This is a genomic window from Variovorax sp. KK3 (genome assembly GCF_001984055.1).
In the GTDB taxonomy this organism is placed as follows: Bacteria; Pseudomonadota; Gammaproteobacteria; order Burkholderiales; family Burkholderiaceae_C; genus Variovorax.
The window spans coordinates 20430-44000 of record NZ_LYVO01000024.1 but is presented as its reverse complement, the minus strand read 5'-3'; the positions used below and the strand labels follow the sequence as shown (position 1 = coordinate 44000).

22 protein-coding genes are annotated in these 23571 nt (G+C 66.4%); 15 read left to right on the top strand and 7 right to left on the bottom strand.

Annotation, left to right across the window (positions count from 1 at the left end; translation table 11 throughout):
- The first annotated feature begins 49 nt into the window (after positions 1–49).
- The 3 genes from B0W80_RS13865 to B0W80_RS13855 all read left to right on the top strand — a co-directional run bounded on the left by B0W80_RS13865 (position 50) and on the right by B0W80_RS13855 (position 3896).
- Positions 50–1696 (top strand): GMC family oxidoreductase, encoded by a 1647-nt coding sequence (locus tag B0W80_RS13865; protein WP_076999729.1) that lies wholly within the window; start codon positions 50–52, stop codon positions 1694–1696.
- 66 nt (positions 1697–1762) lie between these two features.
- On the top strand, positions 1763–3103 hold the full coding sequence (locus B0W80_RS13860) for an MFS transporter (RefSeq protein WP_076999728.1): 1341 nt from the start codon (positions 1763–1765) through the stop codon (positions 3101–3103).
- Between the two features lie 76 nt (positions 3104–3179).
- A complete protein-coding gene (locus tag B0W80_RS13855) occupies positions 3180–3896 on the top strand; it encodes a glutathione S-transferase N-terminal domain-containing protein (protein WP_076999727.1) in 717 nt (238 codons plus the stop codon).
- Between the two features lie 52 nt (positions 3897–3948).
- On the opposite strand, the gene B0W80_RS13850 is transcribed toward B0W80_RS13855, so the two are convergent.
- From B0W80_RS13850 to B0W80_RS13820, 7 genes are all read right to left on the bottom strand, one after another.
- Positions 3949–4839: an ABC transporter permease subunit gene (locus B0W80_RS13850; RefSeq protein WP_083745380.1), complete on the bottom strand. Its 891-nt coding sequence runs from the start codon at positions 4837–4839 to the stop codon at positions 3949–3951.
- On the bottom strand, positions 4832–5620 hold the full coding sequence (locus B0W80_RS13845) for a taurine ABC transporter ATP-binding protein (protein ID WP_076999725.1): 789 nt from the start codon (positions 5618–5620) through the stop codon (positions 4832–4834). Before B0W80_RS13845 ends, B0W80_RS13850 begins: the two co-directional genes overlap by 8 nt.
- Before the next feature lie 17 nt (positions 5621–5637).
- Positions 5638–6651 carry a taurine ABC transporter substrate-binding protein gene (gene tauA, locus B0W80_RS13840; RefSeq protein ID WP_076999724.1) on the bottom strand — a complete coding sequence of 338 codons (1014 nt, stop codon included), beginning with the start codon at positions 6649–6651 and terminating at the stop codon, positions 5638–5640.
- Between the two features lie 176 nt (positions 6652–6827).
- Complete coding sequence (locus tag B0W80_RS13835) at positions 6828–8264, bottom strand: aldehyde dehydrogenase family protein (RefSeq protein WP_076999723.1); 1437 nt, start codon at positions 8262–8264, stop codon at positions 6828–6830.
- Positions 8265–8353: 89 nt separating this feature from the next.
- Positions 8354–9265, bottom strand: coding sequence for a 5-dehydro-4-deoxyglucarate dehydratase (kdgD, locus tag B0W80_RS13830; RefSeq protein WP_076999722.1), 912 nt, complete (start codon positions 9263–9265; stop codon positions 8354–8356).
- A gap of 39 nt (positions 9266–9304) precedes the next feature.
- Entirely contained in the window at positions 9305–10279 is a 975-nt protein-coding gene (locus tag B0W80_RS13825; protein ID WP_076999721.1) for a tripartite tricarboxylate transporter substrate binding protein, read from the bottom strand.
- A 130-nt stretch (positions 10280–10409) separates the two neighbouring features.
- Positions 10410–11219, bottom strand: a complete 810-nt coding sequence (locus B0W80_RS13820) for a FadR/GntR family transcriptional regulator (RefSeq protein WP_076999720.1) — start codon at positions 11217–11219, stop codon at positions 10410–10412.
- Positions 11220–11280: 61 nt separating this feature from the next.
- Here B0W80_RS13820 and B0W80_RS13815 point away from each other — a divergent pair, with 61 nt between their 5' ends.
- From B0W80_RS13815 to dnaJ, 12 genes are all read left to right on the top strand, one after another.
- Complete coding sequence (locus tag B0W80_RS13815) at positions 11281–12141, top strand: NAD(P)-dependent oxidoreductase (RefSeq protein ID WP_083745379.1); 861 nt, start codon at positions 11281–11283, stop codon at positions 12139–12141.
- Positions 12142–12163: 22 nt separating this feature from the next.
- A complete protein-coding gene (locus tag B0W80_RS13810; RefSeq protein ID WP_076999719.1) occupies positions 12164–13063 on the top strand; it encodes an SMP-30/gluconolactonase/LRE family protein in 900 nt (299 codons plus the stop codon).
- 56 nt (positions 13064–13119) lie between these two features.
- A complete protein-coding gene (locus B0W80_RS13805; protein ID WP_076999718.1) occupies positions 13120–14091 on the top strand; it encodes a TRAP transporter substrate-binding protein in 972 nt (323 codons plus the stop codon).
- Between the two features lie 215 nt (positions 14092–14306).
- Positions 14307–14753 (top strand): TRAP transporter small permease, encoded by a 447-nt coding sequence (locus B0W80_RS13800; RefSeq protein WP_256856572.1) that lies wholly within the window; start codon positions 14307–14309, stop codon positions 14751–14753.
- Positions 14744–16042 carry a TRAP transporter large permease gene (locus B0W80_RS13795; RefSeq protein WP_076999717.1) on the top strand — a complete coding sequence of 433 codons (1299 nt, stop codon included), beginning with the start codon at positions 14744–14746 and terminating at the stop codon, positions 16040–16042. The genes B0W80_RS13800 and B0W80_RS13795 overlap by 10 nt, the downstream gene beginning before the upstream one ends.
- Positions 16043–16059: 17 nt before the next feature.
- Positions 16060–17151, top strand: coding sequence for a beta-propeller fold lactonase family protein (locus B0W80_RS13790; protein WP_076999716.1), 1092 nt, complete (start codon positions 16060–16062; stop codon positions 17149–17151).
- A 208-nt stretch (positions 17152–17359) separates the two neighbouring features.
- Positions 17360–18208, top strand: coding sequence for an archaetidylserine decarboxylase (gene asd, locus B0W80_RS13785; protein WP_076999715.1), 849 nt, complete (start codon positions 17360–17362; stop codon positions 18206–18208).
- A gap of 203 nt (positions 18209–18411) precedes the next feature.
- On the top strand, positions 18412–18798 hold the full coding sequence (locus tag B0W80_RS13780) for a helix-turn-helix domain-containing protein (RefSeq protein ID WP_076999714.1): 387 nt from the start codon (positions 18412–18414) through the stop codon (positions 18796–18798).
- 49 nt (positions 18799–18847) lie between these two features.
- The gene (locus B0W80_RS13775) at positions 18848–19198 is read left to right on the top strand and encodes an FKBP-type peptidyl-prolyl cis-trans isomerase (protein ID WP_076999713.1); all 351 of its coding nucleotides are present in this window, start codon (positions 18848–18850) and stop codon (positions 19196–19198) included.
- 160 nt (positions 19199–19358) lie between these two features.
- Positions 19359–19925: a nucleotide exchange factor GrpE gene (grpE, locus tag B0W80_RS13770; protein ID WP_076999712.1), complete on the top strand. Its 567-nt coding sequence runs from the start codon at positions 19359–19361 to the stop codon at positions 19923–19925.
- A gap of 101 nt (positions 19926–20026) precedes the next feature.
- The gene (gene dnaK / locus B0W80_RS13765; RefSeq protein ID WP_076999711.1) at positions 20027–21973 is read left to right on the top strand and encodes a molecular chaperone DnaK; all 1947 of its coding nucleotides are present in this window, start codon (positions 20027–20029) and stop codon (positions 21971–21973) included.
- A 92-nt stretch (positions 21974–22065) separates the two neighbouring features.
- Positions 22066–23202, top strand: a complete 1137-nt coding sequence (dnaJ, locus tag B0W80_RS13760; RefSeq protein ID WP_076999710.1) for a molecular chaperone DnaJ — start codon at positions 22066–22068, stop codon at positions 23200–23202.
- The last annotated feature ends 369 nt before the right edge of the window (positions 23203–23571 follow it).

The window sequence follows — 23571 nt, the reverse complement described above, 5'->3', positions numbered from 1 at the left end:
CACCTAGCATCGGTGACCGTAGCGATTGTTTCACTGCCGGAAGCCCTGAATGCCAGTTGAAGAAGAGTTCGATTACATCGTCGTCGGCGCCGGTTCGGCCGGCTGCGTGCTGGCCGGCCGGCTGAGCGAAGACCCGGCCACGCGCGTGCTGCTGCTCGAAGCCGGCCCCGAGGACAAGTCGCTGTGGATCCACCTGCCCATCGGCTACGGCAAGACGATGTGGAGCCCCACCTACAACTGGCGCTTCGAAACCGATCCCGACCCGGGCATGAACGGCCGCCGAATCTACTGGCCGCGCGGCAAGACGCTGGGTGGATCGAGCTCGATCAACGGCCTGATCTACATCCGCGGCCAGCGCGAGGACTACGACCACTGGGCCGCGCTAGGCAACGAGGGCTGGGGCTACGACGAGGTGCTGCCCTACTTCATCCAGTCCGAAGGCAATCAGCGCGGCACGAACGCGTTTCACGGTGGCGAAGGGCCGCTCAAGGTCTCGGACATCGGCGCGAAGAACGAGCTGATCGAGGCCTTCATCGCCGGCGCCCAGCAGATCGGCGTGCCACGCACGGAAGACTTCAACGGCGCCGCGCAGGAAGGGGCCGGCTACTACCAGCTCACCACGCATCGCGGCTGGCGCTGCAGCACGGCCAAGGCCTACCTGACGCCAGCGCGGCACCGCGACAACCTGCGCATCGAGACCGAAGCGTTGGCCAGCGCACTGGTGCTCGAAGGCCGCCGTGCCGTCGGCGTGCGCTACCGGCAAGGCGGCGTCGAGAAGACCGCACGCTGCCGCGCCGAGGTGCTGCTGGCTGCCGGCTCACTGCAGTCGCCGCAATTGCTGCAGCTCTCGGGCATCGGCCCGCGTGCGCTGCTCGAACGGCACGGCGTGCCCGTGGTGCACGACCTGCCGGGCGTGGGCGAGAACCTGCAGGACCACCTGCAGATCCGCCTGAGCTACGAGTGCACGCAGCCGATCACCACCAACGACCAGCTCAACTCCTGGGTCGGCCAAGCGAAGCTGGGGCTCGAATGGCTGATGCACCGCACCGGCCCGCTGGCGGTGGGCATCAACCAGGGCGGCTGCTTCATGCGCGCGCTGAAGGATGCGCACGGCAGGCCGGTGGCCCCCACGCCCGACATCCAGTTCCACGTCGCCACGTTGTCGGCCGACATGGCGGGTGGCAAGGTGCATCCTTGGTCGGGCTTCACCTTCTCGGTGTGCCAGTTGCGGCCCGAATCGCGCGGCCACGTGCGCATCCGCTCGCGCGACCCGGCCGAGCCGCCGGAGATGCAGCCCAATTACCTGTCGACCGAGCTGGACCGCGCGACCACGGTCGCCGGTGTGAAGGCGGCGCGCGCCATCGCCGCCGCGCCGGCGATGCGGCCCTACGTCAGGCGCGAGATCAAGCCCGGCCCCGACGCCGCCGACGACGAGGCGCTCCTGGAGTTCTGCCGCAACAACGGTGCGACCATCTTCCACCCCACCGGCACCTGCCGCATGGGCAGCGACCCGCTGGCCGTGGTCGACGCGCGCCTGCGCGTGCACGGCATCGGCGGGCTGCGCGTCATCGACTGCTCGGCCATGCCTACGCTGGTGTCGGGCAACACCAATGCACCGGCCGTGATGATGGCCGAGAAGGCCGTCGACATGATCCGCGAGGACGCCACGGCACCCGTCGCCGCGCTCGCCGCCTGAGTTTCTTTCGCAGTCCGCAGCCCCTCGCGCAGGGGTGTTTCAACAACAACTTCATCGGAGACAGCAATGAGTGCAGCAACAGGCGACGAGAAGGCGATCCGGAGGGTGGTGACGTCGGCATTGGTAGGCGCCAGCATCGAGTGGTACGACTTCTTCCTCTACGGCGTGGTGGCCGGCATCGTGTTCAACAAGCTCTACTTTCCGGGCAGCGACCCGGTGGTGTCGACGCTGCTGGCCTACACCACCTTCGCGGTGGGCTTCGTCACGCGGCCGCTGGGCGGCGTGATCTTCGGCCACTTCGGCGACAAGATCGGCCGCAAGAGCATGCTGATCCTCACGCTGATGATCATGGGCGTGGCCACCTTCCTGATCGGGCTGGTGCCGACCTACGCGCAGATCGGCATCGCGGCGCCGATCCTGCTGCTGCTGTTGCGCGTGGCCCAGGGCATCGGCCTGGGCGGCGAATGGGGCGGCGCGGTGCTGATGGCCTACGAATACGCGCCGAAGGAGAAGCGCGGCTTCTACGCCTCGCTGCCGCAGATCGGCCTGGCCATCGGCCTGTGCATGGCCTCGGGCGTCGTCGCGTTGCTGTCGTTCCTGCTGACCGACGAGCAGTTCCTCGCCTGGGGCTGGCGCATCGCCTTCCTCTTGTCGGGCGTGATGGTCGTGGTGGGCATGTACATCCGCCTGCACGTGCAGGAGACGCCGGAGTTCGCCGCGGTGAAGGCGCGCAACGCCGAGCTGCGCATTCCCTTCTTCGACATGCTCAAGCGCTACCCCGGCAACGTGCTCAAGGGCATGGGCGCGCGCTACATCGACGGCGTGTTCTTCAACATCTTCGGCGTGTTCTCGATCAACTACCTGACGAGCACGCTCAAGATCAGCCGCACCGAAGCGCTGCTCGGCGTGATGGCGGCGGCGGTGGTGATGATCTTCACCATTCCCTTCTTCGGACGCCTGTCCGACCGGCTGGGCCGGCCGAAGGTCTACATGTGGGGCTCGCTGATCACCGCGGTCGCCGCCTTCCCGGGCTTCTGGCTGATGACGAACAGCGGCGGCAACGTGTTCCTGATCTGGCTCGCGATCATCGTGCCCTTCGGCATCTTCTACGCCTCGGTGTACGGGCCGGAGGCGGCGCTCTTCTGCGACCTCTTCGATGCGAAGGTGCGCTACACGGGCATTTCCTTCGTCTACCAGTTCTCGGGCATCTTCGCCTCGGGCATCACGCCGATCATCGCGACCGCCCTGCTCAAGTCCGGCGGCGGGCAGCCTTGGCAGATCTGCATGTACGTGCTGTTCGCGGGCGTGGTGTCGGCCATCTGCGCCTGGCTCATCGGGCGCTCGGCGCCGGTGGTCGAGCCACATGCCGACGGCCGGAGCTACCGCGCGAGCGGCGCCGGGCGCTAGGCCATTTTTTAGCGGCGGAGGGGCCGCGTCGGTAGCAGAATCCGGCCTTGCGTCATTCACGACAAGAAGGATTCCGATGACCGACCTCTCCGCCTACCCCATCACCAGGAAGTGGCCCGCCGCCCATCCTGAGCGACTGCAGCTCTATTCGCTGCCCACGCCCAACGGCGTGAAGGTGTCGATCATGCTCGAAGAGACCGGGCTCCCCTACGAGCCCCACCTGGTCAACTTCGAGACGCATGACCAGATGTCGCCGGAATTCCTTTCGCTCAACCCCAACAACAAGATCCCGGCCATGCTCGACCCCGACGGCCCCGGCGGCAAGCCGCTGGCGCTGTTCGAATCGGGCGCGATCCTGGTCTACCTGGCCGACAAGACCGGCAAGCTGATGCCGGCCGACCCCGCTGCGCGCTACGAGACGCTGCAGTGGCTGATGTTCCAGATGGGCGGCATCGGCCCGATGTTCGGCCAGGTCGGCTTCTTCCACAAATTCGCCGGCAAGCACTACGACGACAAGCGGCCGCGCGACCGCTACGTGGCGGAGTCGAGGCGCCTGCTCCACGTGCTGGAAACGCGGCTCGCGGGCCGCGACTGGATCATGGGCGACGAATACACCATCGCGGACATCGCCACCTTTCCCTGGGTGCGCAACCTGGTGGGCTTCTACGAAGCCGCCGAGCTGGTGGAATGGGACGGCTTTCCGCACGTGCGGCGCGCGCTCGACGCCTTCGTCGCGCGCCCCGCGGTCGCACGCGGGCTGAGCATTCCAAGCCGCACACCGGCGTCGACCTGACAAAGAAAAAAGGGGCCATCCGGCCCCTTTCTTCTTCGTCGATGCGCACCCGCTACATGCGGCCCTTCCACGGCACCAGGCGGCGTTCGAGCCAGCGCATCAGCAGGTCGAACAGATAGGCCACCACGCCGATCACGATGATCCCCATGATCACGATGTCGGTGCGCAGGAAGTTCGACGCGTTGAGCACCATCTGGCCCAGCCCCATGTTGGCCGCCACCATCTCGGCCGCCACCAGCGTGGTCCAGCCGAAGCCGATCGCGATGCGCATGCCGACCAGGATGTCGGGCATGGCCGAGGGCAGGATGACGTGGCGGATGACCTGCATGTAGCTTGCGCCCATCGAGTAGGCCGCGTTGATCTGCTCCTGCGAAGCGCTGCGCATGCCCGAGCGTGCGGCCAGGGCCAGCGGCGCGAAGCACGACAGGAAGATCAGCAGTACCTTGGGCAGTTCGTCGATGCCGAACCAGATGATGATCAGCGGCAGGTAGGCCAGCGGCGGCAGCGGCCGGTAGAACTCCAGCGGCGGGTCGAAGATGCCGCGTGCCACACGGCTCATGCCCATGGCGATGCCGATCGGGATGGCCGTCACGCAGGCGAGCGCGAAGGCCGAGAACACGCGAAACATGCTGGCCAGGAAGTGCTGCCACAACGGCTTGTCGTTGGCCTGCCCGGTGACGTACTCGTAGAACTGCTGCGCCACAGCCTGTGGCGACGGCAGGAAGAGCGGCTTGACCCAGCCCATGTTGGTGACGATGAACCACAGCGCCACCAGCACGATCACGGTGACCACGCTGATGCCCACGCTCGAGCCCGCGCCGGGCACCTTGAAGGCACTCGTCTTGAGCTTGGCACCCGAGGCCGCGTGGGCGCCGGCAGCGGTGGTGTTCGGTGGCGAGACCTTTGTCATGGCGACTGGGGCGGCAATGGTGGCGTCAGGCATGAGCAGCCTCCCGATGATGAATGATCGACAGCACTTCTTCACGCATGCGGATGAACTCGGGCTCCGACTTCACCTTGCGCGAGTCGCCGTGCGACAGGAATTGCCGCGAGAACGGCACCTCGTCGTACACGTGCGAGATGCGCCCGGGGCTCGGGCTCATCACGATCAGCCGGGTCGCCAGGAACAGCGCCTCTTCCACCGAGTGCGTAATGAAGAACACCATCTTGTTCGACTTCGACCAGGCCTTCAGCAGGATTTCCTGCACCTGCTCGCGTGTGAATGCGTCCAGCGCGCCCATGGGCTCGTCCATCAGCAGCACGGCCGGGTCGCTGGCCAGTGCGCGGGCGATGCCCACCCGCTGCTGCATGCCGCCCGAGAGTTCGTAGACGGCGCGGTCGGCGTATTTCTCCAGGCCGACCAGGCCGAGCTTCTCGACGGCGATGCGGTCGCGCTCGGCCTTGCCCGCGCCCGCCAGGCGCAGGCCCAGCGAGACGTTGTCGCGCACGTTGAGCCAGGGCATCAGCGCATGCTTCTGGAACACCACGCCGCGGTCGGCGCCGGGGCCTGCCACCGGCTGGCCGTCGAGCAGGATCTCGCCGGTGGACGGCGGCAGGAAGCCGGCGATGCAGTTGAGCAGCGTGGTCTTGCCGCAGCCGGAGGCACCGAGCGCGACCACGAAGTCGCCGTCGCGCATTTGCAGGTTGACCGGCGCCAGCGCCTGCAGGGTGCCGCCCTTGACGGCGTAGTTGACCGTGAGGTCGCGGATGTCGAGCGTGGGCATGAACAGTCCTCGGCGCCTTACTTCGCCATCGCCTTCTCGACGTAGGTGGTGGTGACGAAGGCGCTGTAGTCGGGCTTGACCTCCTGCACGCGGCCCTGCTCCTTGAGGAACACGGCCGTGTTGGCCATCGCCTTGGCCGCACCGCCGCCCAGCCAGGTGGGCGACAGCTGCTCGGCCATCGTCGGGAAGGTGTAGAGCGACATCGCGGGGCCCACGTCCTTCGGGTCGGCCTTGGTCCACTTCGCCATGGCCTTGGTCTGCGGCGAGTCGGGTGTCCAGCTCTTGCCGCTGGCCTTGTACTCGTCGTTGGCGCGATTGAGCGCCTTCACGAAGGCGACCATGAAAGGCTCGTTCGCGGCAGCCCACTTGGCGTTCACCACGATGCCTTCGAAGGTGGGCGCGCCGCGCTTGCCGATGCTGCCCGACGTGGCGATGGTCTTGCCGCTCGACCTGATCTTCGACAGCACCGGGTCCCAGATGAAGGTGGCGTCGATGTCACCGCGCTCCCACGCCGCCGCGATCTCGGGCGGACGCATGTTCATCACGTTGACCGACTTGGCGTCGACGCCGTCCATCTTCAGGCCGGCCATGAGTTGGTAGTGCGCGGTTGACACGAAAGGCGTCGCAACCTTCTTGCCCGCCAGGTCCTTGATGCTGCCGATGCCGGAGGCGTTGCGCGCGATCAGCGCCTCAGCGTCGGCGATGTCGGCCGAGATCCAGAACAGCTTGATGTCCTGACCCTGGCTGGCAGCCGCAGTGAGCGGGCTCGAACCCGTCTCGCCCATCTGCACGTCGCCCGAGGCCATCGCGCGGATGACGTCGCCGCCGCCCGAGAACATGCGCCAGTTGATCTTGTAGCCGGTGGCCTTCTCGACCTCGCCCGACTCCATCACGAGGCGCAGCGGCACCAGCATGTCCTGGTGGGCGAAGGTCAGCTCCTTGGTCTGGGCCTGCACCGACATGCCGGTGCCGAAGGCCAGGGTGGCGGCGAAGACCGCGCACGAGTGTTTGAAACGCCGGGGCAAGCTCATCTCGGTTCTCCTGTAGGTGAATCGAGATGGACTTTGCACCCATCGCCCTGCAGGCCAAAGTGCCAGCGGGGCACGGGGTATGGAGCCAGCGGGTGGGTAGTTACCCTTGTTGTGGTGCGGGGCGCACGAACGCGGTGCGGGGTCTTGCTCCCTCTCCCTCCGGGAGAGGGAGTAATTCAGGCGGAGGTGTACGCGGTCTTCACCACGGTGAAGAACTCCTGCGCATAACGCCCCTGCTCGCGCGGCCCGTAGCTCGAACCCTTGCGGCCGCCGAAAGGCACGTGGTAGTCCACGCCGGCGGTCGGCAGGTTCACCATCACCATGCCGGCCTGCGAATGGCGCTTGAAGTGCGTCGCGTGCTTGAGCGACGTGGTCGCGATGCCGGCGGACAAGCCGAACTCGGTGTCGTTGGCCGTGGCGAGCGCCTCTTCGTAGTTCTTGACGCGGATCACGCTGGCCACCGGGCCGAAGATCTCTTCCTTGTTGATGCGCATCGTCGCCACCGATTCGCTGAACAGCGCCGGCGACATGTAGAAGCCCTCGGTCGCGAGCTTCAGGCGTTCGCCGCCGGCAGCGAGCGTGGCGCCTTCCTTCTGGCCGATCTCGACGTACTCCAGATCCTGATCGAACTGGCTCCTGCTCGACACGGGCCCGACGTCGGTGCCCTGCGCCAACGCATCGCCGACCTTGATCTTGGCCATGCGCGCCTTCATCGCCTCGATGAACTTCGGGTAGATGCCCTCGGTGACGATCAGCCGGCTCGACGCGGTGCAGCGCTGGCCGGTGGAATAGAACGCGCTCTGCACGCTGAGCTCCACGGCCTGGTTCAGGTCGGCGTCGTCGAGCACCACCTGCGGGTTCTTGCCGCCCATTTCGAGCTGCACCTTCTTGCCCTGGGTCGCGCACTGCACGGCGATGTTGCGGCCCACGCCGACCGAGCCCGTGAAGCTGATGGCATGGATGCCGGGATGGTCGACCAGCGCATTGCCGATGACGCTGCCGCGGCCCATCACGAGGTTGAACACGCCGGCCGGAATGCCGCTGCGGCTGATGATCTCGGCCAACGCCCAGGCGCAGCCCGGCACCAGGTCGGCGGGCTTGAGCACCACGCAGTTGCCGAAGGCGAGCGCCGGCGCGATCTTCCATGCCGGGATGGCGATGGGGAAGTTCCAGGGCGTGATGAGCCCCACCACGCCGATCGGCTCGCGCGTGATCTCGACGCCGATGCCGGGGCGCACCGAGGGCAGCAGCTCGCCCGACAGGCGCAGGCATTCGCCCGCGAAGAACTTGAAGATGTGGCCGGCACGCGTGGCCTCGCCGATGCCTTCGGCCTTGGTCTTGCCTTCTTCCCGCGCCAGCAGCGTGCCCAGCTCTTCCTTGCGCGCGAGGATTTCGGTGCCGATCTTGTCGAGCGCATCGGAGCGCGCCTGCACGCTGCCTGTGGCCCAGGCAGGGAACGCGGCGGTGGCGGCCGCCACGGCCTCGTCGACCTGGGCGGCATCGCCCTGGGTGTACTGGCCCAGCACGTCGTCGAGGTTGCTGGGATTGATGTTGGGGCTGTAGCTCGCGCCGGCGCGCCATTCGCCGTTGATGAGGTTGTCGAAGTTCTGCATGGCCGGTTCCTCCGGAAAGATGTGTCGAAAAAAGAAAGGGCCGCTCGAGCGGCCCCGCGCGCAAGAGGACTCTACGCCCCCTGCAAGCCTTACTGCGGGCCGAGTTTGTCGATGAGCCGCGCGAGCGCTTCGTACTCGTCGGACTTGAGTTCGGTGAGCGGCGTGCGCACCGGGCCGGCATCGTGGCCGACGATCTTCGCGCCGGCCTTGACGATGCTCACCGCATAGCCGTGGCCCTGGTTGCGGATGGCCAGGTAGGGCATGAAGAAGTCCTTGAGCAGGCGGTGCTGCGTGGCGATGTCGTCGGTGCGCACGGCCTCGTAGAAGTCCATCGCGGTCTTCGGGATGAAGTTGAAGACGGCCGACGAATACACCGGCGTGCCGAGCGCCTTGTACGCAGCGGCGTACACCTCGGCCGTGGGCAGGCCGCCCAGGTAGGCGAAGCGGTCGCCCATCGTCAGGTAGATCGAGCTCATGAGCTCGATGTCGCCGATGCCGTCCTTGAAGCCCACCAGGTTGGGGCAGCGCTCGGCCAGGCGCGCGAGCGTTTCGGGGTAGAGCTTGCTCTGGCCGCGGTTGTAGACGATGACGCCGAACTTCACGCTCTTGCACACCGCCTCGACGTGTGCGGCCAGGCCGTCCTGGCCGGCTTCGGTGAGGTAGTGCGGCAGCAGCAGGATGCCGTGCGCGCCAGCCTTTTCGGCTGCCTGCGCGCACTGGATCGCGAAGCGCGTGGGGCCGCCGGCGCCCGCGATGATCGGCACCTTGCCACGGCAGGTCTGCACTGCGGTCTCGATGATGCCGGGGTACTCGTCGCCGGTCAGCGAAAAGAATTCGCCGGTGCCGCCGGCGGCGAACAGCGCAGTCGCGCCATAGGGTGCCAGCCATTCCAGGCGCTCGATGTAGCCCTTCTTGTCGAAGTTGCCTTCGGCGTCGAAGTCCGTCAGCGGAAAGGACAGCAGGCCGGAGCCCATGATGGTCTTGAGTTCTTGCGGATTCATGCGGGTCTGATGGATGTGAAGGGATGAACGGAAGGACGCTTAGTCCAGCTTGATTTGTGCGGCGTCGACCACCTTGGCCCAGCGCGCGCGCTCTTTGTTGAAGAACTGTTCCTGCTCGGCCGGCGTCATGGTCACGACCTCGGCGCCCTGCCCGGCCATGCGCGAGCGGATGTCGTTCGACCGGATGATCGTGACCAGTTCCTTGTTGAGGCGCTGGATCACCGCCTCGGGCGTGCCGCGCGGCGCCAGGATGCCCTGCCACGTGCCCGAGTCGAAACCGGTCACACCCTGTTCGGCGATGGTGGGCACGTCGCCGATCAGCGGCATGCGCGTCGGCTTCGAGACGCCCAGCACCTTGAGCTTGCCGCTCTGCACGTGCGGCAGCGTGGCCAGCATGCCGTTCATCAGCACCTGGGTCTGGCCGCCGACCGTGTCTTGAATGGCCTGCACGCCGCCCTTGTAGGGCACGTACTGCCAGCGCGCACCGCTGGCACGTTCGAGCGCCACGCCGGCCAGGTGCGGCGCGCTGCCGGTGGCGGTGACGGCGAAGTTCAGGTCGGACTTCTTCGACAGCGCGATCAGTTCCTTGAGGTTGTTCGCCGGCACCGACGGGTGCACCACCAGCAGGTGGGGCGAATAGGCCAGCATGGTCACACCGCGCAAATCCTTCGACGGGTCGAAGGACAGCTTGGTGTAGACCGAGGGGCTGATGGCCAGCGCGCCCACGTCGCACAACAGCAGCGTGTAGCCGTCGCCGGGTGCGCGCGAAACGAGTTCGGCGCCGAGGTTGCCGTTGGCGCCGGCGCGGTTCTCGACGATCACCGATTGCTTCAGCGCTTCCGACAGGGGCTGGCTGATCGCGCGGGCAATGATGTCTGACGACCCGCCCGGCGGGTAAGGCACGACGAGCTTGATGGGCTTGGCTGGCCAGGCGTCGGCGGCCATCGCGGGAGCCGCGGCCAGCGCGCTTGCGCCCAAGGCGCCGAGGACGAGTTCACGTCGATTGAGGCTCATGTTCCTGTGTCTCCTGGAGGGGATGGAAAGAGAGGTGCCGTCATGGGCACGCGAATCGTGTCGTGTTGTTCTAAGTTATCAGTCATCGTACAACTAGGCGCGCAGGCTGTCCAGTAAAAAGATCGCCCTGCTACGCGGAAGCGCTTCCGTCGACGGCTGCCGGGCTCGTCTCGCGCTGCGCCGCTTCCTGCGCGAGCCGAAGACGCTCGCGGCTGTTGGTCAGGTGGATGCGCATGGCGGCACGCGCCGATTCCGGATCGCGCCGGGCGATCGCGGCATAGATCTCCTCGTGCTCGCGATTGACGCGGCTCAGGTACTCGCCGCGACGGTCGTGATTGCGAATGGCCGGGATGCGCGTGCGCGGAATGATCGACGTGCCCAGGTGGCTCATGATGTCCGCGAAATACGGGTTGCCGGTGGCCTGGGCGATCTGCAGGTGGAAGCGGAAGTCGGGCGCGATGGTGTCCCCGCCCGCCGCCACGTTGCCTTCGAAGTCGTCGAGCGCCTCGCGCATCGCCGTGAGCTGCTCGTCGGTGCGGCGGCTGGCGGCCAGGCCGGCCGATTCGGTTTCGAGGCTGATGCGCAGTTCGAGCACGGCCAGCACGTCGACAGTGGCCGCGATGTCCGAGGCTTCGAGCCTGAACATGCCCGCCGCCCGCGGCTGCAGCACGAAGGTGCCGATGCCGTGGTGGGTTTCGACCAGCCCGCCGGCCTGCAGCTTCGACAGCGCCTCGCGCACCACGGTGCGGCTGACGCCGTAGGCCTGCATGATGGCCGACTCGGTGGGCAGCTTGTCGCCGGGGCGCAGCTGCTGGCTGCGGATTTTTTCGCCGAGATCGTCCACCAGGCCATGCGCCAGGCCGCGACCCCGACGGCGCGGCGCACCCGCCAGCGCAAACGCTTCGGCGGCTGAGGTTGACCCCGTTGACACGCTCGACATGCGGTGATGATAATCAACCGAGCGTTGTACGACAACCGATAACTTACGACACACCCGAGACATGAGTGCACCCGCTACATCCGCGACATCCGCTACTCCCGCTTCCGCCGCCCCGTCGGCCCAGCCGCTGAATCGCCTGCTCCTGACCGGCGCGGCCGGCGGCCTCGGCAAGGTCCTGCGCGAAAGCCTGCGGCCTTTCGCCCGTACCTTGCGCCTGTCCGACATCGCCGCGCTGGCGCCGGCCACCGGCGCCCACGAGGAAGTCGTGCCCTGCAACCTGGCCGACAAGGCCGCGGTCGATGCGCTGGTCGCCGGCTGCGACGCCATCGTCCATCTGGGCGGCGTTTCGGTCGAACGGCCCTTCGAGGAAATCCTCGAGGCCAACATCAAGGGTATCTTCCATCTCTACGAAGGCGCGCGCCGCCACGGCGTGAAGCGCGTCGTCTTCGCCAGCTCGAACCACGTGATCGGCTTCCACAAGCAGACCGACACCATCGACGCGCATGCCGCGCGCCGCCCCGACGGCTACTACGGCCTGTCGAAGTCATTCGGCGAAGACGTCGCGCAGTTCTATTTCGACCGCTACGGCATCGAGACCGTCAGCATCCGCATCGGCTCGTCGTTTCCGGAGCCGGCCAATCGCCGCATGATGAGCACCTGGCTCAGCTACCGCGACCTCACGCAACTGATCGAGAAATCGCTGTTCACGCCCGACGTGAAGCACACCATCGTCTATGGCGCGTCGGCCAATCGCGACCTGTGGTGGGACAACAGCGCGGCAGCGCACCTGGGCTTCGCGCCGCAAGACACATCGGAGGTGTTCCGCGCCAAGGTCGAGGCGCAGCCCCCGGTGGCGCCGACCGACCCCAACGCCATCTACCAGGGCGGCGCCTTCACCGCCCAAGGGCCGTTCGGCGACTGACGCGCTTGCCGCGTTGCCACGCATGCAAGCCGAACTCATCCTCGACGCGCGCTGCGGCACCGGCGAAAGCCCGGTGTGGAATGCGCAGGAGCAGGCGCTCTACTGGGTGGACATCCCCGCCCGCCAGCTGCATCGCCTCGACCCGGCCACCGGCGCGCATCGAGCTTGGACCGGCGACGAAATGCTGGCCTGCGTCGCGCCGCGCGCCGGGCACCCGGGCCAATGGATCGCCGGCATGGAAAGCGGCCTCTTCGCCATCGCGACGCGCGATGACGGCACCCTCGCTGCCACGCCCGTGGCGCAGGTTGCGCACGAGCAGCACGGCATGCGCTTCAACGACGGCCGCTGCGACCGCCAGGGCCGCTTCTGGGCCGGCACCATGCTGATGGACATGGCGGCCGCGCGCGACGTGGGCCGCGTCTATCGCTATCAGAGCGACGTCAACGCCGAAGCGGCGCTGCGCGTCCATTTCGACCGGATGATCGTGCCCAACGGCATGGCCTTCAGCCCCGATGGTCGCACCATGTACCTGTCGGACTCGCATCCGAACGTGCAGGCCATCTGGGCCTTCGACTACGACATCGACACCGGCGCGCCTCACCACCGGCGGCTGTTCGTCGACATGAAGCCCCTGCCCGGCCGGCCCGACGGCGCCGCGGTCGATGCCGACGGCTGCTACTGGATCTGCGGCAACGACGCCGGGCTCGTGCACCGCTTCACGCCCGAGGGCCGACTCGACCGCTCGCTAGCCGTGCCGGTGAAGAAGCCCGCGATGTGCGCCTTCGGCGGCAGCGGGCTCGACACGCTTTTCGTGACCTCCATCCGCCCCGGCGGCGACCTGTCCGACCAGCCGCTGGCCGGCGGCGTGTTCGCGCTGCGGCCCGGCGTGACGGGGTTGCCCGAGCCCGACTGCCGCTTTTGAATATCAGTGTTTCAGCGTTCCATCCAATCTCAACCAGCCACCAAAGAGGAAGACAAATGAAATACGCCCGCCACCTGATCGCGCTCGCCGCGAGCGCCTGCGCCCTGGCCGCGCACGCGGTCGAGTTCCGCTCGGCCGACGTGCACAACAGCGACGACTACCCCACGGTGGCCGCCGTCAAGCACATGAGCGAGCTGCTCGACAAGCGCAGCAACGGCAAATACAAGATCAAGGTCTTCAACAAGAGCGCGCTGGGCTCGGAGAAGGAAACGCTCGACCAGGTGAAGATCGGCGCGCTCGAGATGAACCGCGTGAACATCAGCGCCCTCAACTCGATGTGCCCGAAGACGCTGGTGCCGACCATGCCCTTCCTGTTCGGCTCCATCGAGCACATGCGCAAGACGCTCGACGGCCCGGTCGGCGAGGAGATCCTCAAGGGCTGCGAACATGAAGGCCTGGTGGGCCTGGCCTTCTACGACAGCGGTGCACGTTCCATCTACGCGAAGAAAGCGGTGAAGACGGTGGCCGACACCAAGGGCCTGAAGATCCGCGTGCAGCAGTCCGACCTGTGGGTGGCACTGGCCAGCGCCATGGGCGCCAACCCGACGCCCATGCCCACCGGCGAGGTGTACACGGCACTCAAGACCGGCCTGATCGACGCGGCCGAAAACAACATCCCGTCGTACGACGGCTTCAAGCACTACGAGGCGGTGAAGATCTACTCGCGCACCGAGCATTCGATGGCGCCCGAGATGCTGGTCATGTCCAAGGCGGTCTACGACAAGCTGTCAAAGGCCGACCAGGAACTGTTCCGCCAGGCGGCCAAGGACTCCGTGCCCTTCCAGCGCAAGAAGTGGGACGAGCAGGAAGCCAAGTCGCTCGAGGTGGTGACCAAGGGCGGCGCGACCATCGTCGCCGACGTGGACAAGGCTTCGTTCCGCGCGGCCATGGCGCCGGTCTACGCCAAGTTCATCAACACGCCTGACCTGCAGCGCCTGGTGAAGGCCGTGCAGGACGGCGCGAAGTAAGCGCCAAGCCCGTCCCCGCGGCGCAGTGCCGCCGGGGACGGCCCCGGTTTCATCTCGAAGAGACATCCATGACCCTCGCTGCCCCACCGGCAGAGGCGGCCACGGACGTACCCGACGTGCCGCTCCAGCTCCCCGAGCTGGATGACGCGCACGCGCGTCCGCCCGCGCGCCATCTCTATTCGCGCATCTGCGCATTCCTTTCCAAGTACAGCCTGATGCTGGCCGTGGTGATGCTCATCGCCATCATCGTGTGCGTGCAGTACCAGGTGGTCGGCCGCTACGTGTTCAACGACACCCCGACCTGGGCCGAAGACCTGGCGCTGCAACTGGTGCTGTACGTCACCGCGCTCGGCGTGGCCGTGGGCGTGCGCGACGCGGGCCACATCGGGCTCGACTCGCTCGTGTCGCTGCTGCCCGAAGGCCTGCGCCTGAAGGTCGAGATCCTGATTCATGCGCTGGTCGCCTTCTTCGGCGCCATCATGATCTGGAGCGGCTGGATGTGGACCACGCTCAAGTGGACCGACCTGAAGCCGATGCTCCACATCCCCGTGGGCGCCGACTACCTGGCGCTGGTGGTCGCCGGCATTCTCATCGTGCTTTTCTCCATCGAACATATCGTCGCCCTGCTGCGCGGCGAGGAAGTGGTGCCAGCGTGGAACTGACTGTCCTGACCATCGCCTTCGCGGCACTCCTCATCTTGGGCGTGCCCGTGGCCTTCTCGATCGGCCTGGCCTCGGTGGCCACGGTCTGGTACGCGGGCCTGCCGACCGCCGTCGTCTTCCAGAAGATGGTCGGCGGCATGCAGATCTTCTCCTTCCTGGCCATCCCCTTCTTCGTGTTCGCGGGCGAGCTCATGCTCTACGGCGGCATCGCACAGCGCATCGTGCGCTTCGCCAACAGCCTGGTGGGACACGTGCGCGGCGGGCTGGGCATGAGCAACGTGGTGGGCTGCACGCTCTTCGGCGGCGTGGCGGGCTCGCCGGTGGCCGACGTGTCGGCCATGGGCTCGGTGATGATCCCGCTCATGAAGAAGGAGGGCTACGACGCGGACTACGCCGTCAACGTCACGACCCACGCGGCGCTGGTGGGCGCGTTGATGCCCACGTCGCACAACCTCATCATCTTCACGCTCGCGACGACCGGCATCGCCTCGGTCAGCGTGCTCAGCCTGATCCTCGCGGGGCTCATCCCGGCGCTGATCCTGACGCTGTGCAACCTGGCGGCCGCCTACTACGTCGCGATCAAGCGGGGCTACCCGATCCGCGGCGCGTTCCCGGGCTGGGGCGAGGTGCTGACGGCTTTCATCGGCGCGCTGCCCGGGCTGCTGATCGTGGCGATCATCCTGGTCGGCATCCTGTCGGGCGTGTTCACGGCCACCGAATCGGCGGCCACCGCCGTGCTGTGGGCGCTGGGGGTGACGGTGCTGGTGTACCGCTCGCTGAGCTGGCACGACTTTCTGAAGGCCTGCGCCAAGGCCTGCAAGACCACCGGCGTGGTGCTGCTGCTGATCGGCATCTCGTCGGCCTTCGGCTATTTCATGGCGCTGTACGAGGTGCCGCAGAAAACCGGCGAGCTGATGACATCCGTGTCCAGCAGCCCCTGGGTCATCTTCCTGATGATCAACGTGCTGCTTTTCCTGCTGGGCACCTTTCTCGACATGGCGGCCACGATCCTGATCTGCACGCCGATCTTTCTGCCCATCGCCATGCAGTTCGGCATGAGCCCGGTGCAGTTCGGCATCGTCATGCTGATCAACTGCGCATTGGGGCTGAACACACCACCGGTGGGCACCACGCAGTTCATCGGGTGCGCGATCGGCGGCGTGTCGGTCGGGCAGGTGATGCGATCGATCTGGCCCTTCTACGGCGCGCTGCTGGTGTGCCTGATGCTGGTGACCTACGTGCCGGCCTTCTCGCTCTGGCTGCCCGATCTATTCTCCGCGCCCAAATAAACGATCCGATCCGCACCATGACGACATCGCACACACTGCGCCGCATCGCGCTGCTGCTGGCCCCGGCGCTCGTCGCGGCAGGCGGCGGCGTCCACGCGGCCACCTGGGTCTACGTGTCCAACGCGGACAGCCAGGACATCTCGGTGCTCGAGCTCGACCGTGGCCAGGGCACGCTCAAACCTGTGGAGACGGTTAACGTCGGCGGCATGGTGATGCCGATGGCCGTGAGCCCGGACAAGCGCTATCTGTATGCGGCGCTGCGCTCGCAACCCTTTCGCGTCGCGAGCTTCGCGATCGACGGCACCAGCGGCAAGCTCAAGAAGCTCGGCGAGGCGCCGCTGGCCGACAGCATGGCCAACATCGCCACCGACGCCACCGGGCGCTGGCTGTTCGCAGCCTCCTACCCGGGCCACAAGATCACCGTCAACGGCATCGATCCGAAGACGGGCAGCGTCGGCGCCATCCAGCAGCTGATACCGACGGCGCCCAATGCGCATGCGATCCAGGCCGATGCCGCCAACCGCTTCGTGCTGGCGACCAGCCTGGGCGGCGACAACGTATCGAGTTGGCGCTTCGATGCGCAGACCGGGAACCTGTCGCCCAACGATCCGCCGCTGACCACCGGCGCGCCGAAATCGGGCCCGCGCCACTTCGTCTGGGACAAGGCGCAGCGCTTCTTGTACCTGCTCGATGAACTCGACGCCGGGCTGCACGTGTATGCATGGGACGCCGCGCGCGGCACGCTGCAACTGCAGCAGAGCACGACCGTCCTGCCCGCGGGTTTCACAGGCAAGCCGTGGGCCGCCGACCTGCATCTGACGCCGGACGGCCGCCATCTGTATGCATCGGAGCGCACGAGCAGCACGCTGTCGGGCTTCAAGGTCGATGCCGCGACCGGCCGGCTGCAGCCGCTGGGCCAGACGCCGACCGAGAAGACGCCGCGCAGCTTCGCGATCGATCCGGGCGGCCGTTTCCTGGTCGCCGTCGGGCAGGACTCCCACAGCGCGTCGGTCTACGCGATCGACGCCGCGAGCGGCGCCCTCGGCACGCCCCAGCAGCTGCCACTGGGCAAGAACCCGAACTGGGTCGAGATCGTCGAACTGCCGTGAGCGCCGTGAGCGCCGTGAGCGCCGTGAGCGCCGTGAGTGCCGTGAGTGCCGTGCGTGCGGTGAGTGCCGTGCGTGCGGTGAGCCGCTGACATCTTTCGGTATCCGGGGCTTCGACACGTCGCAGCACCGACGCTCGGGTAGGCGCCGTCCCGCAAGCGGCACAGGGGGCGCTGGCTAGAATCGCCTTCCTTCCCAGGAAGCACCAGACTTGTCCGACCGCCTTTCCGTCCTGCCGCAGTACCTGTTTCCCAAGCAGGCACTGACCAATTTCGCCGGCTGGGTCGCCGGCAAGGAACGCGGAGCGGTCACCACCTGGATCATCCGGCGCTTCGTGGCCAAGTACGGCGTCGACATGGGCGAAGCGCTCGACAGCGACATCGCCAGCTACCGCAGCTTCAACGACTTTTTCACCCGCGCCCTGCGGCCCGGCGTGCGGCCGATCGCCGAGGCCGACCTGGTCTGCCCGGTCGATGGCGCGATCAGCCAGTTCGGCAAGATCGAGGGCGACCAGATCATCCAGGCCAAGGGCCACCGCTACAGCACGACCGCGCTGGTCGGCGGCGATGCCGCGCTGGCCGCGAAGTTCGAGCACGGCAGTTTCGCCACCCTGTACTTGAGCCCGAAGGACTACCACCGCATCCATATGCCCTGCGCGGCGCGGCTGCTGCGCATGATCTACGTGCCGGGCACGCTGTTTTCGGTCAACCCCGTCACGGCGCGCGGCGTACCGGGGCTCTTCGCGCGCAACGAGCGGGTGGTCTGCGTGTTCGAGTCGGCGCACGGGCCCTTCGTGCTGGCGCTGGTGGGGGCCACCATCGTGGGCAGCATGGCCACCGTCTGGCACGGCGTGGTCAATCCGCCGCGCGCGGGCGAGTTGCGCGAGTGGCACTACGACCGGCAACTGGTGCTGCCCCAGGGCGACGAAATGGGCCGCTTCCTGCTCGGCTCCACTGTCGTGATGCTGTTTCCCAAGCCCGCGCTGGCATTCAATCCGGCTTGGGCGCCGGGCCGCGCGGTTCGTCTGGGCGAGGCGATGGCGAACTACGCCGCAGGCTGAGCCTCGGCTTCATACGCGATTCCTTCATCGCCTGCAGCCCGCGGCCAGGCTTGGAAGCCAGCTATAAAACCAGTAGCACAGCGTCTTCTCGGATATAGTCCCCACCCCGGTCGGTCGGTCGGGTCCAGCACAAGAATGGGCGCTGCCTGGGGACTTGAGTGAAGGGCACGGCAGCCGCCTTCGTCCAGAGGAGACTTCGTTCCATGAGCAGCAAGGAAAACGCGGCGATCAGTCAATTGCTTGCGCTCCTCGAAGGCCGCTATGCGCTGCGTGTGCTCTGGGCGCTGCGCGACGGCCACGCCCAGACCTTCAGGCTGCTGCAGGACAGCGTGGGCCAGATCACACCGAACACGCTCAACACCCGCATCAAGGAACTGCGCGAAGCCGGCCTGGTCGGCCACGGCGGCGACGGCTACAGCCTCACGCCCAGCGGCCAGGATCTGCTCAAGCGGCTGTCGGACCTGCAGGCCTTCGCGGTCAAGTGGCACCTGAACCAGACCCGAAAAAGCACGCTGCCGCCGTCCCGGCCCGGCGCCGCGGAGCCGCTCGCGCCCGACGCGCCCTCCTCGCCCGGCCAGCAGCCTCCCTGAATCGACCTTCGCTAAACTGCGGAGCTTTCGTCACCCCCCAAGGAACCCCATGCCCACCACTCCTTCCGGCCTCCAATACGAAGACACCGTCGTCGGCGATGGCGCCGAAGCCAAGGCCGGCCACCACGTGCACGTGCACTACACCGGCTGGCTCTACAACGATGGCGTGCAGGGCGCCAAGTTCGACTCCAGCCGCGACCGCAACGACCCCTTCGCCTTCTCGCTGGGCGCCGGCCAGGTCATCAAGGGCTGGGACGAAGGCGTCGCTGGCATGAAGATCGGCGGCCAACGCACCTTGATCATTCCGGCCGCACTGGGCTACGGCGCCCGCGGTGCCGGCGGCGTGATCCCACCGAACGCCACCCTGAAGTTCGACGTCGAACTGCTCGACACGCACTGACCCATGATTCGGCGCATCGCCCGCGGCGGTGCCCCAGCAAATGCGCCTTTCGAGGCGCATTTTTTCTTGAAATCGATGCTGGCGGCCCCAGCTTGCCCGGGATTCATCGTTTTTTCCTTGTTTCCGGCGTGGCCGCCGGCTTTTTTGAGCTTTTTCGAGCATGTCCGACACGCAAAATCCTTCATCGAATCCACAGGCCCTGCAAGGCGAAGCCAGCCCCGAAGAACTGGAGGCCGCGCAAGCCGCCAATGAAGCCGACGCATTGGCCGCGGCCGAGGGCGAAATCGCCCAGCTCAAGGCCAAGAATGCCGAGCTCGCCGACCAGTTCCTGCGGGCGCAGGCCGACGTGCAGAACGCACGCCGCCGCGCCGACGACGAAGTGAGCAAGGGCCGCAAGTTCGCGATCGAGGGTTTTGCCGAAAGCCTGCTGCCGGTGCTGGACAGCCTGGAGGCCGGCCTGAGCCACGAGGGCGGCACGCCGGAGCAGATCCGCGAAGGCGCCGAAGCCACCTTGCGCCAACTCAAGAGCGCACTCGAGCGCAACAAGGTGCTCGAGATCGCACCCGCCGCCGGCAGCCGCTTCGACCCGCACCAGCACCAGGCCATCTCGGTCGTCCCGGTTCCGGGACAGGAGCCGAACACCATCGTCGGCGTGCTGCAGAAGGGCTACACCATCGCCGAGCGCGTGCTTCGTCCCGCGCTGGTCACCGTCACCCCCGCCGGCTGATCACCGGAAACTCACAGGAAATCCCCGCTTCGTCCCTTGAATCGAGACGGGTTATCCACAAGTTCACAACAACATTTCTTTCGCGTTCAGGAGCTAACAACATGGGCAAAATCATCGGCATCGACCTCGGCACCACCAACTCGTGCGTGTCGATCATGGAAGGCAACACCACCCGGGTGATCGAGAACTCGGAAGGCGCGCGCACCACGCCCTCGATCGTCGCGTACCAGGAAGACGGCGAAGTCCTCGTCGGCGCCTCGGGCAAGCGGCAGGCCGTCACCAATCCTCGTAACACCATCTACGCGGTCAAGCGCCTGATCGGTCGCAAGTTCGAGGAAAAGGAAGTCCAGAAGGACATCGACCTGATGCCCTACAGCATCGTCAAGGCCGACAACGGCGACGCCTGGGTCGAAGTGCGCGGCAAGAAGCTCGCGCCGCCGCAGGTCAGCGCCGAGATCCTGCGCAAGATGAAGAAAACCGCCGAGGACTACCTGGGCGAGGCCGTGACCGAAGCGGTCATCACCGTGCCGGCCTACTTCAACGACAGCCAGCGCCAGGCCACCAAGGACGCCGGCCGCATCGCCGGCCTGGACGTCAAGCGCATCATCAACGAGCCGACTGCGGCCGCACTGGCCTTCGGCCTCGACAAGCAAGACCGCGCCGACCGCAAGATCGCCGTGTACGACCTGGGCGGCGGCACCTTCGACATCTCGATCATCGAGATCGCGGACGTGGACGGCGAAAAGCAGTTCGAAGTGCTGTCGACCAACGGCGACACCTTCCTGGGCGGCGAAGACTTCGACCAGCGCGTCATCGACTACATCATCGGGGAGTTCAAGAAGGACCAGGGCGTCGACCTGAGCAAGGACGTGCTCGCCCTGCAGCGCCTGAAGGAAGCGGCCGAGAAGGCCAAGATCGAGCTGTCGAACAGCGCGCAGACCGACGTCAACCTGCCTTACATCACGGCCGACGCGTCGGGTCCGAAGCACCTGAACATCAAGCTCACCCGCGCCAAGCTGGAATCGCTGGTCGACGAGCTGATCGAGCGCACCATCGCACCCTGCCGCACCGCCATCAAGGATGCCGGCGTGTCGGTCAGCGACATCCACGACGTGATCCTGGTCGGCGGCATGACCCGCATGCCCAAGGTGCAGGAGAAGGTGAAGGAGTTCTTCGGCCGCGAACCGCGCAAGGACGTGAACCCCGACGAGGCCGTGGCCGTGGGCGCCGCGATCCAGGGCCAGGTGCTCTCGGGCGACCGCAAGGACGTGCTGCTGCTCGACGTGACCCCGCTGTCGCTGGGCATCGAGACCATGGGTGGCGTGATGACCAAGATGATCACGAAGAACACCACGATCCCGACCAAGTTCGCGCAGACCTTCTCGACCGCCGAAGACAACCAGCCGGCCGTGACCATCAAGGTGTTTCAGGGCGAGCGTGATATCGCCGCAGGCAACAAGCTGCTGGGCGAGTTCAACCTCGAAGGCATTCCGCCGGCCTCGCGCGGCACGCCGCAGATCGAGGTGAGCTTCGACATCGACGCCAACGGCATCCTGCACGTCGGCGCCAAGGACAAGGGCACCGGCAAGGAAAACAAGATCACCATCAAGGCGAACTCCGGCCTGTCGGAAGACGAGATCCAGAACATGGTGAAGGACGCCGAGCTCAACGCGGTCGAAGACAAGAAGAAGGTCGAGCTGGTTCAGGCCCGCAACCAGGGTGAGGCGATGGCGCACAGCGTGCGCAAGTCGCTCGGCGAGCATGGCGCCAGCCTGGAAGCGGGCGAGAAGGAAAAGATCGAGGCCGCGATCAAGGAGCTGGAAGACGTGCTCAAGGGCGAAGACAAGGCCCAGATCGAGGAAAAGACCACGGCGCTCATGACGGCAAGCCAGAAGCTCGGCGAGAAGATGTACGCCGATGCGCAGGGCGCGGCGGGAGCGGCAGGAGCAGCCGGCGGGGCGGCAGGTGCTGGCCCGGAAGCTGCAGGCAGCGCGCCGGCCGACGACAACGTGGTCGACGCCGAGGTCAAGGAAGTCAAGAAGGGTTGATCTCGCGACCCTGATTCGAGGCTGGACCCCCTTGCAGAGGCGGTCCGGCCTTTTTCCGTTTTCGACCCATCCGACCCATCCGACCATCGATCATGGCCACCAAACGCGACTACTACGAAACCCTCGGCGTTCCCAAGAACGCGAGCGAGGAGGAAATCAAGAAGGCTTATCGCAAGCTGGCGATGAAGCACCACCCTGACCGCAACCACGGCGACACCAGCAAGGACGCCGAGGGCAAGTTCAAGGAGGTCAAGGAAGCCTACGAGATGCTGTCGGACGCGCAAAAGCGCGCTGCCTACGACCAGTACGGCCATGCCGGCGTCGACCCGAACATGCGCGGTCCCGGCGCGGAGGGCTTCGGTGGCTTCGCCGAGGCCTTCGGCGACATCTTCGGCGACGTCTTCGGCGGGCGGGCCGGCCGCGGCGGCGGCGGCGGGCGCCAGATCTTCCGCGGCAGCGACCTGAGCTACGCCATGGAGATCACGCTCGAAGAGGCTGCCTTGGGCAAAGAGGCGCAGATCCGCATTCCGAGCTGGGACGACTGCGCCACCTGCAAAGGCACGGGCGCCAAGCCCGGCACCAAGCCGATCACCTGCACCACCTGCCACGGCAACGGCGTGGTGCAGATCCGCCAGGGCTTCTTCAGCGTGCAGCAGACCTGCCCGCTCTGCCATGGCACCGGCAAGATCGTTCCCGACCCCTGCAACACCTGCCATGGCCAGGGAAAGATCAAGAACAACAAGACCCTCGAGGTCAAGATCCCGGCCGGCATCGACGACGGCATGCGCATCCGGAGCACCGGCAACGGCGAACCCGGCACCAACGGCGGCCCGCCCGGCGACCTGTACATCGAGATCCGGATCAAGAAGCACGACCTGTTCGAGCGCGACGGCGACGACCTGCACTGCGTGGTGCCGGTCGGCATTTCCACCGCAGCGCTCGGCGGCGAGATCAGCGTGCCCACGCTCAATGGTCCGGCGGCCATCGATATTCCGGAAGGCACGCAGAGCGGCAAGCAGTTCCGGCTGCGCGGCAAAGGCATCAAGGGCGTGCGTTCCAGCTACCCCGGCGACCTGTACTGTCACATTCGCGTCGAGACGCCGGTCAAGCTCACCGAACACCAGCGCAAGCTGCTCAAGGAACTCGACGAGTCCTTGAAGAAGGGCGGCGACAAGCACAGCCCGACCGACAAGGGCTGGTTGGACAAGGCGAAGGAATTCTTCAGCTGATGCGTCGGCCTTGAAAAGCCGAGCTTGCGGCGTTGCAACATTCAGCAACCGCATCGGCTCGACAACGGCGCTTGCGCGCCACGCATCAAGGCGGCCTCAAGGGCCGCCTTTTTTTTACGTCTACGCAATTCCGGGCACCCGCGTTATGGCGGGAATGGACTTTGCTCATATGCCGCTCATGCAGGCCCGGCCGTTCAACGATGCTGTCCTACATCGACATCTGTTGTGCAAGTGCCGAAAGCGCTATACCTGTGGACGGAGTGCCTGCATGATGCACGTGTGTCTGGTGCGAATGGCCTGGTCTTTCGCGCTGGAACTTTTAGACGGTCGCTACGTTCTTATTTTTGGAAACCAATTTGCTCGACGCGT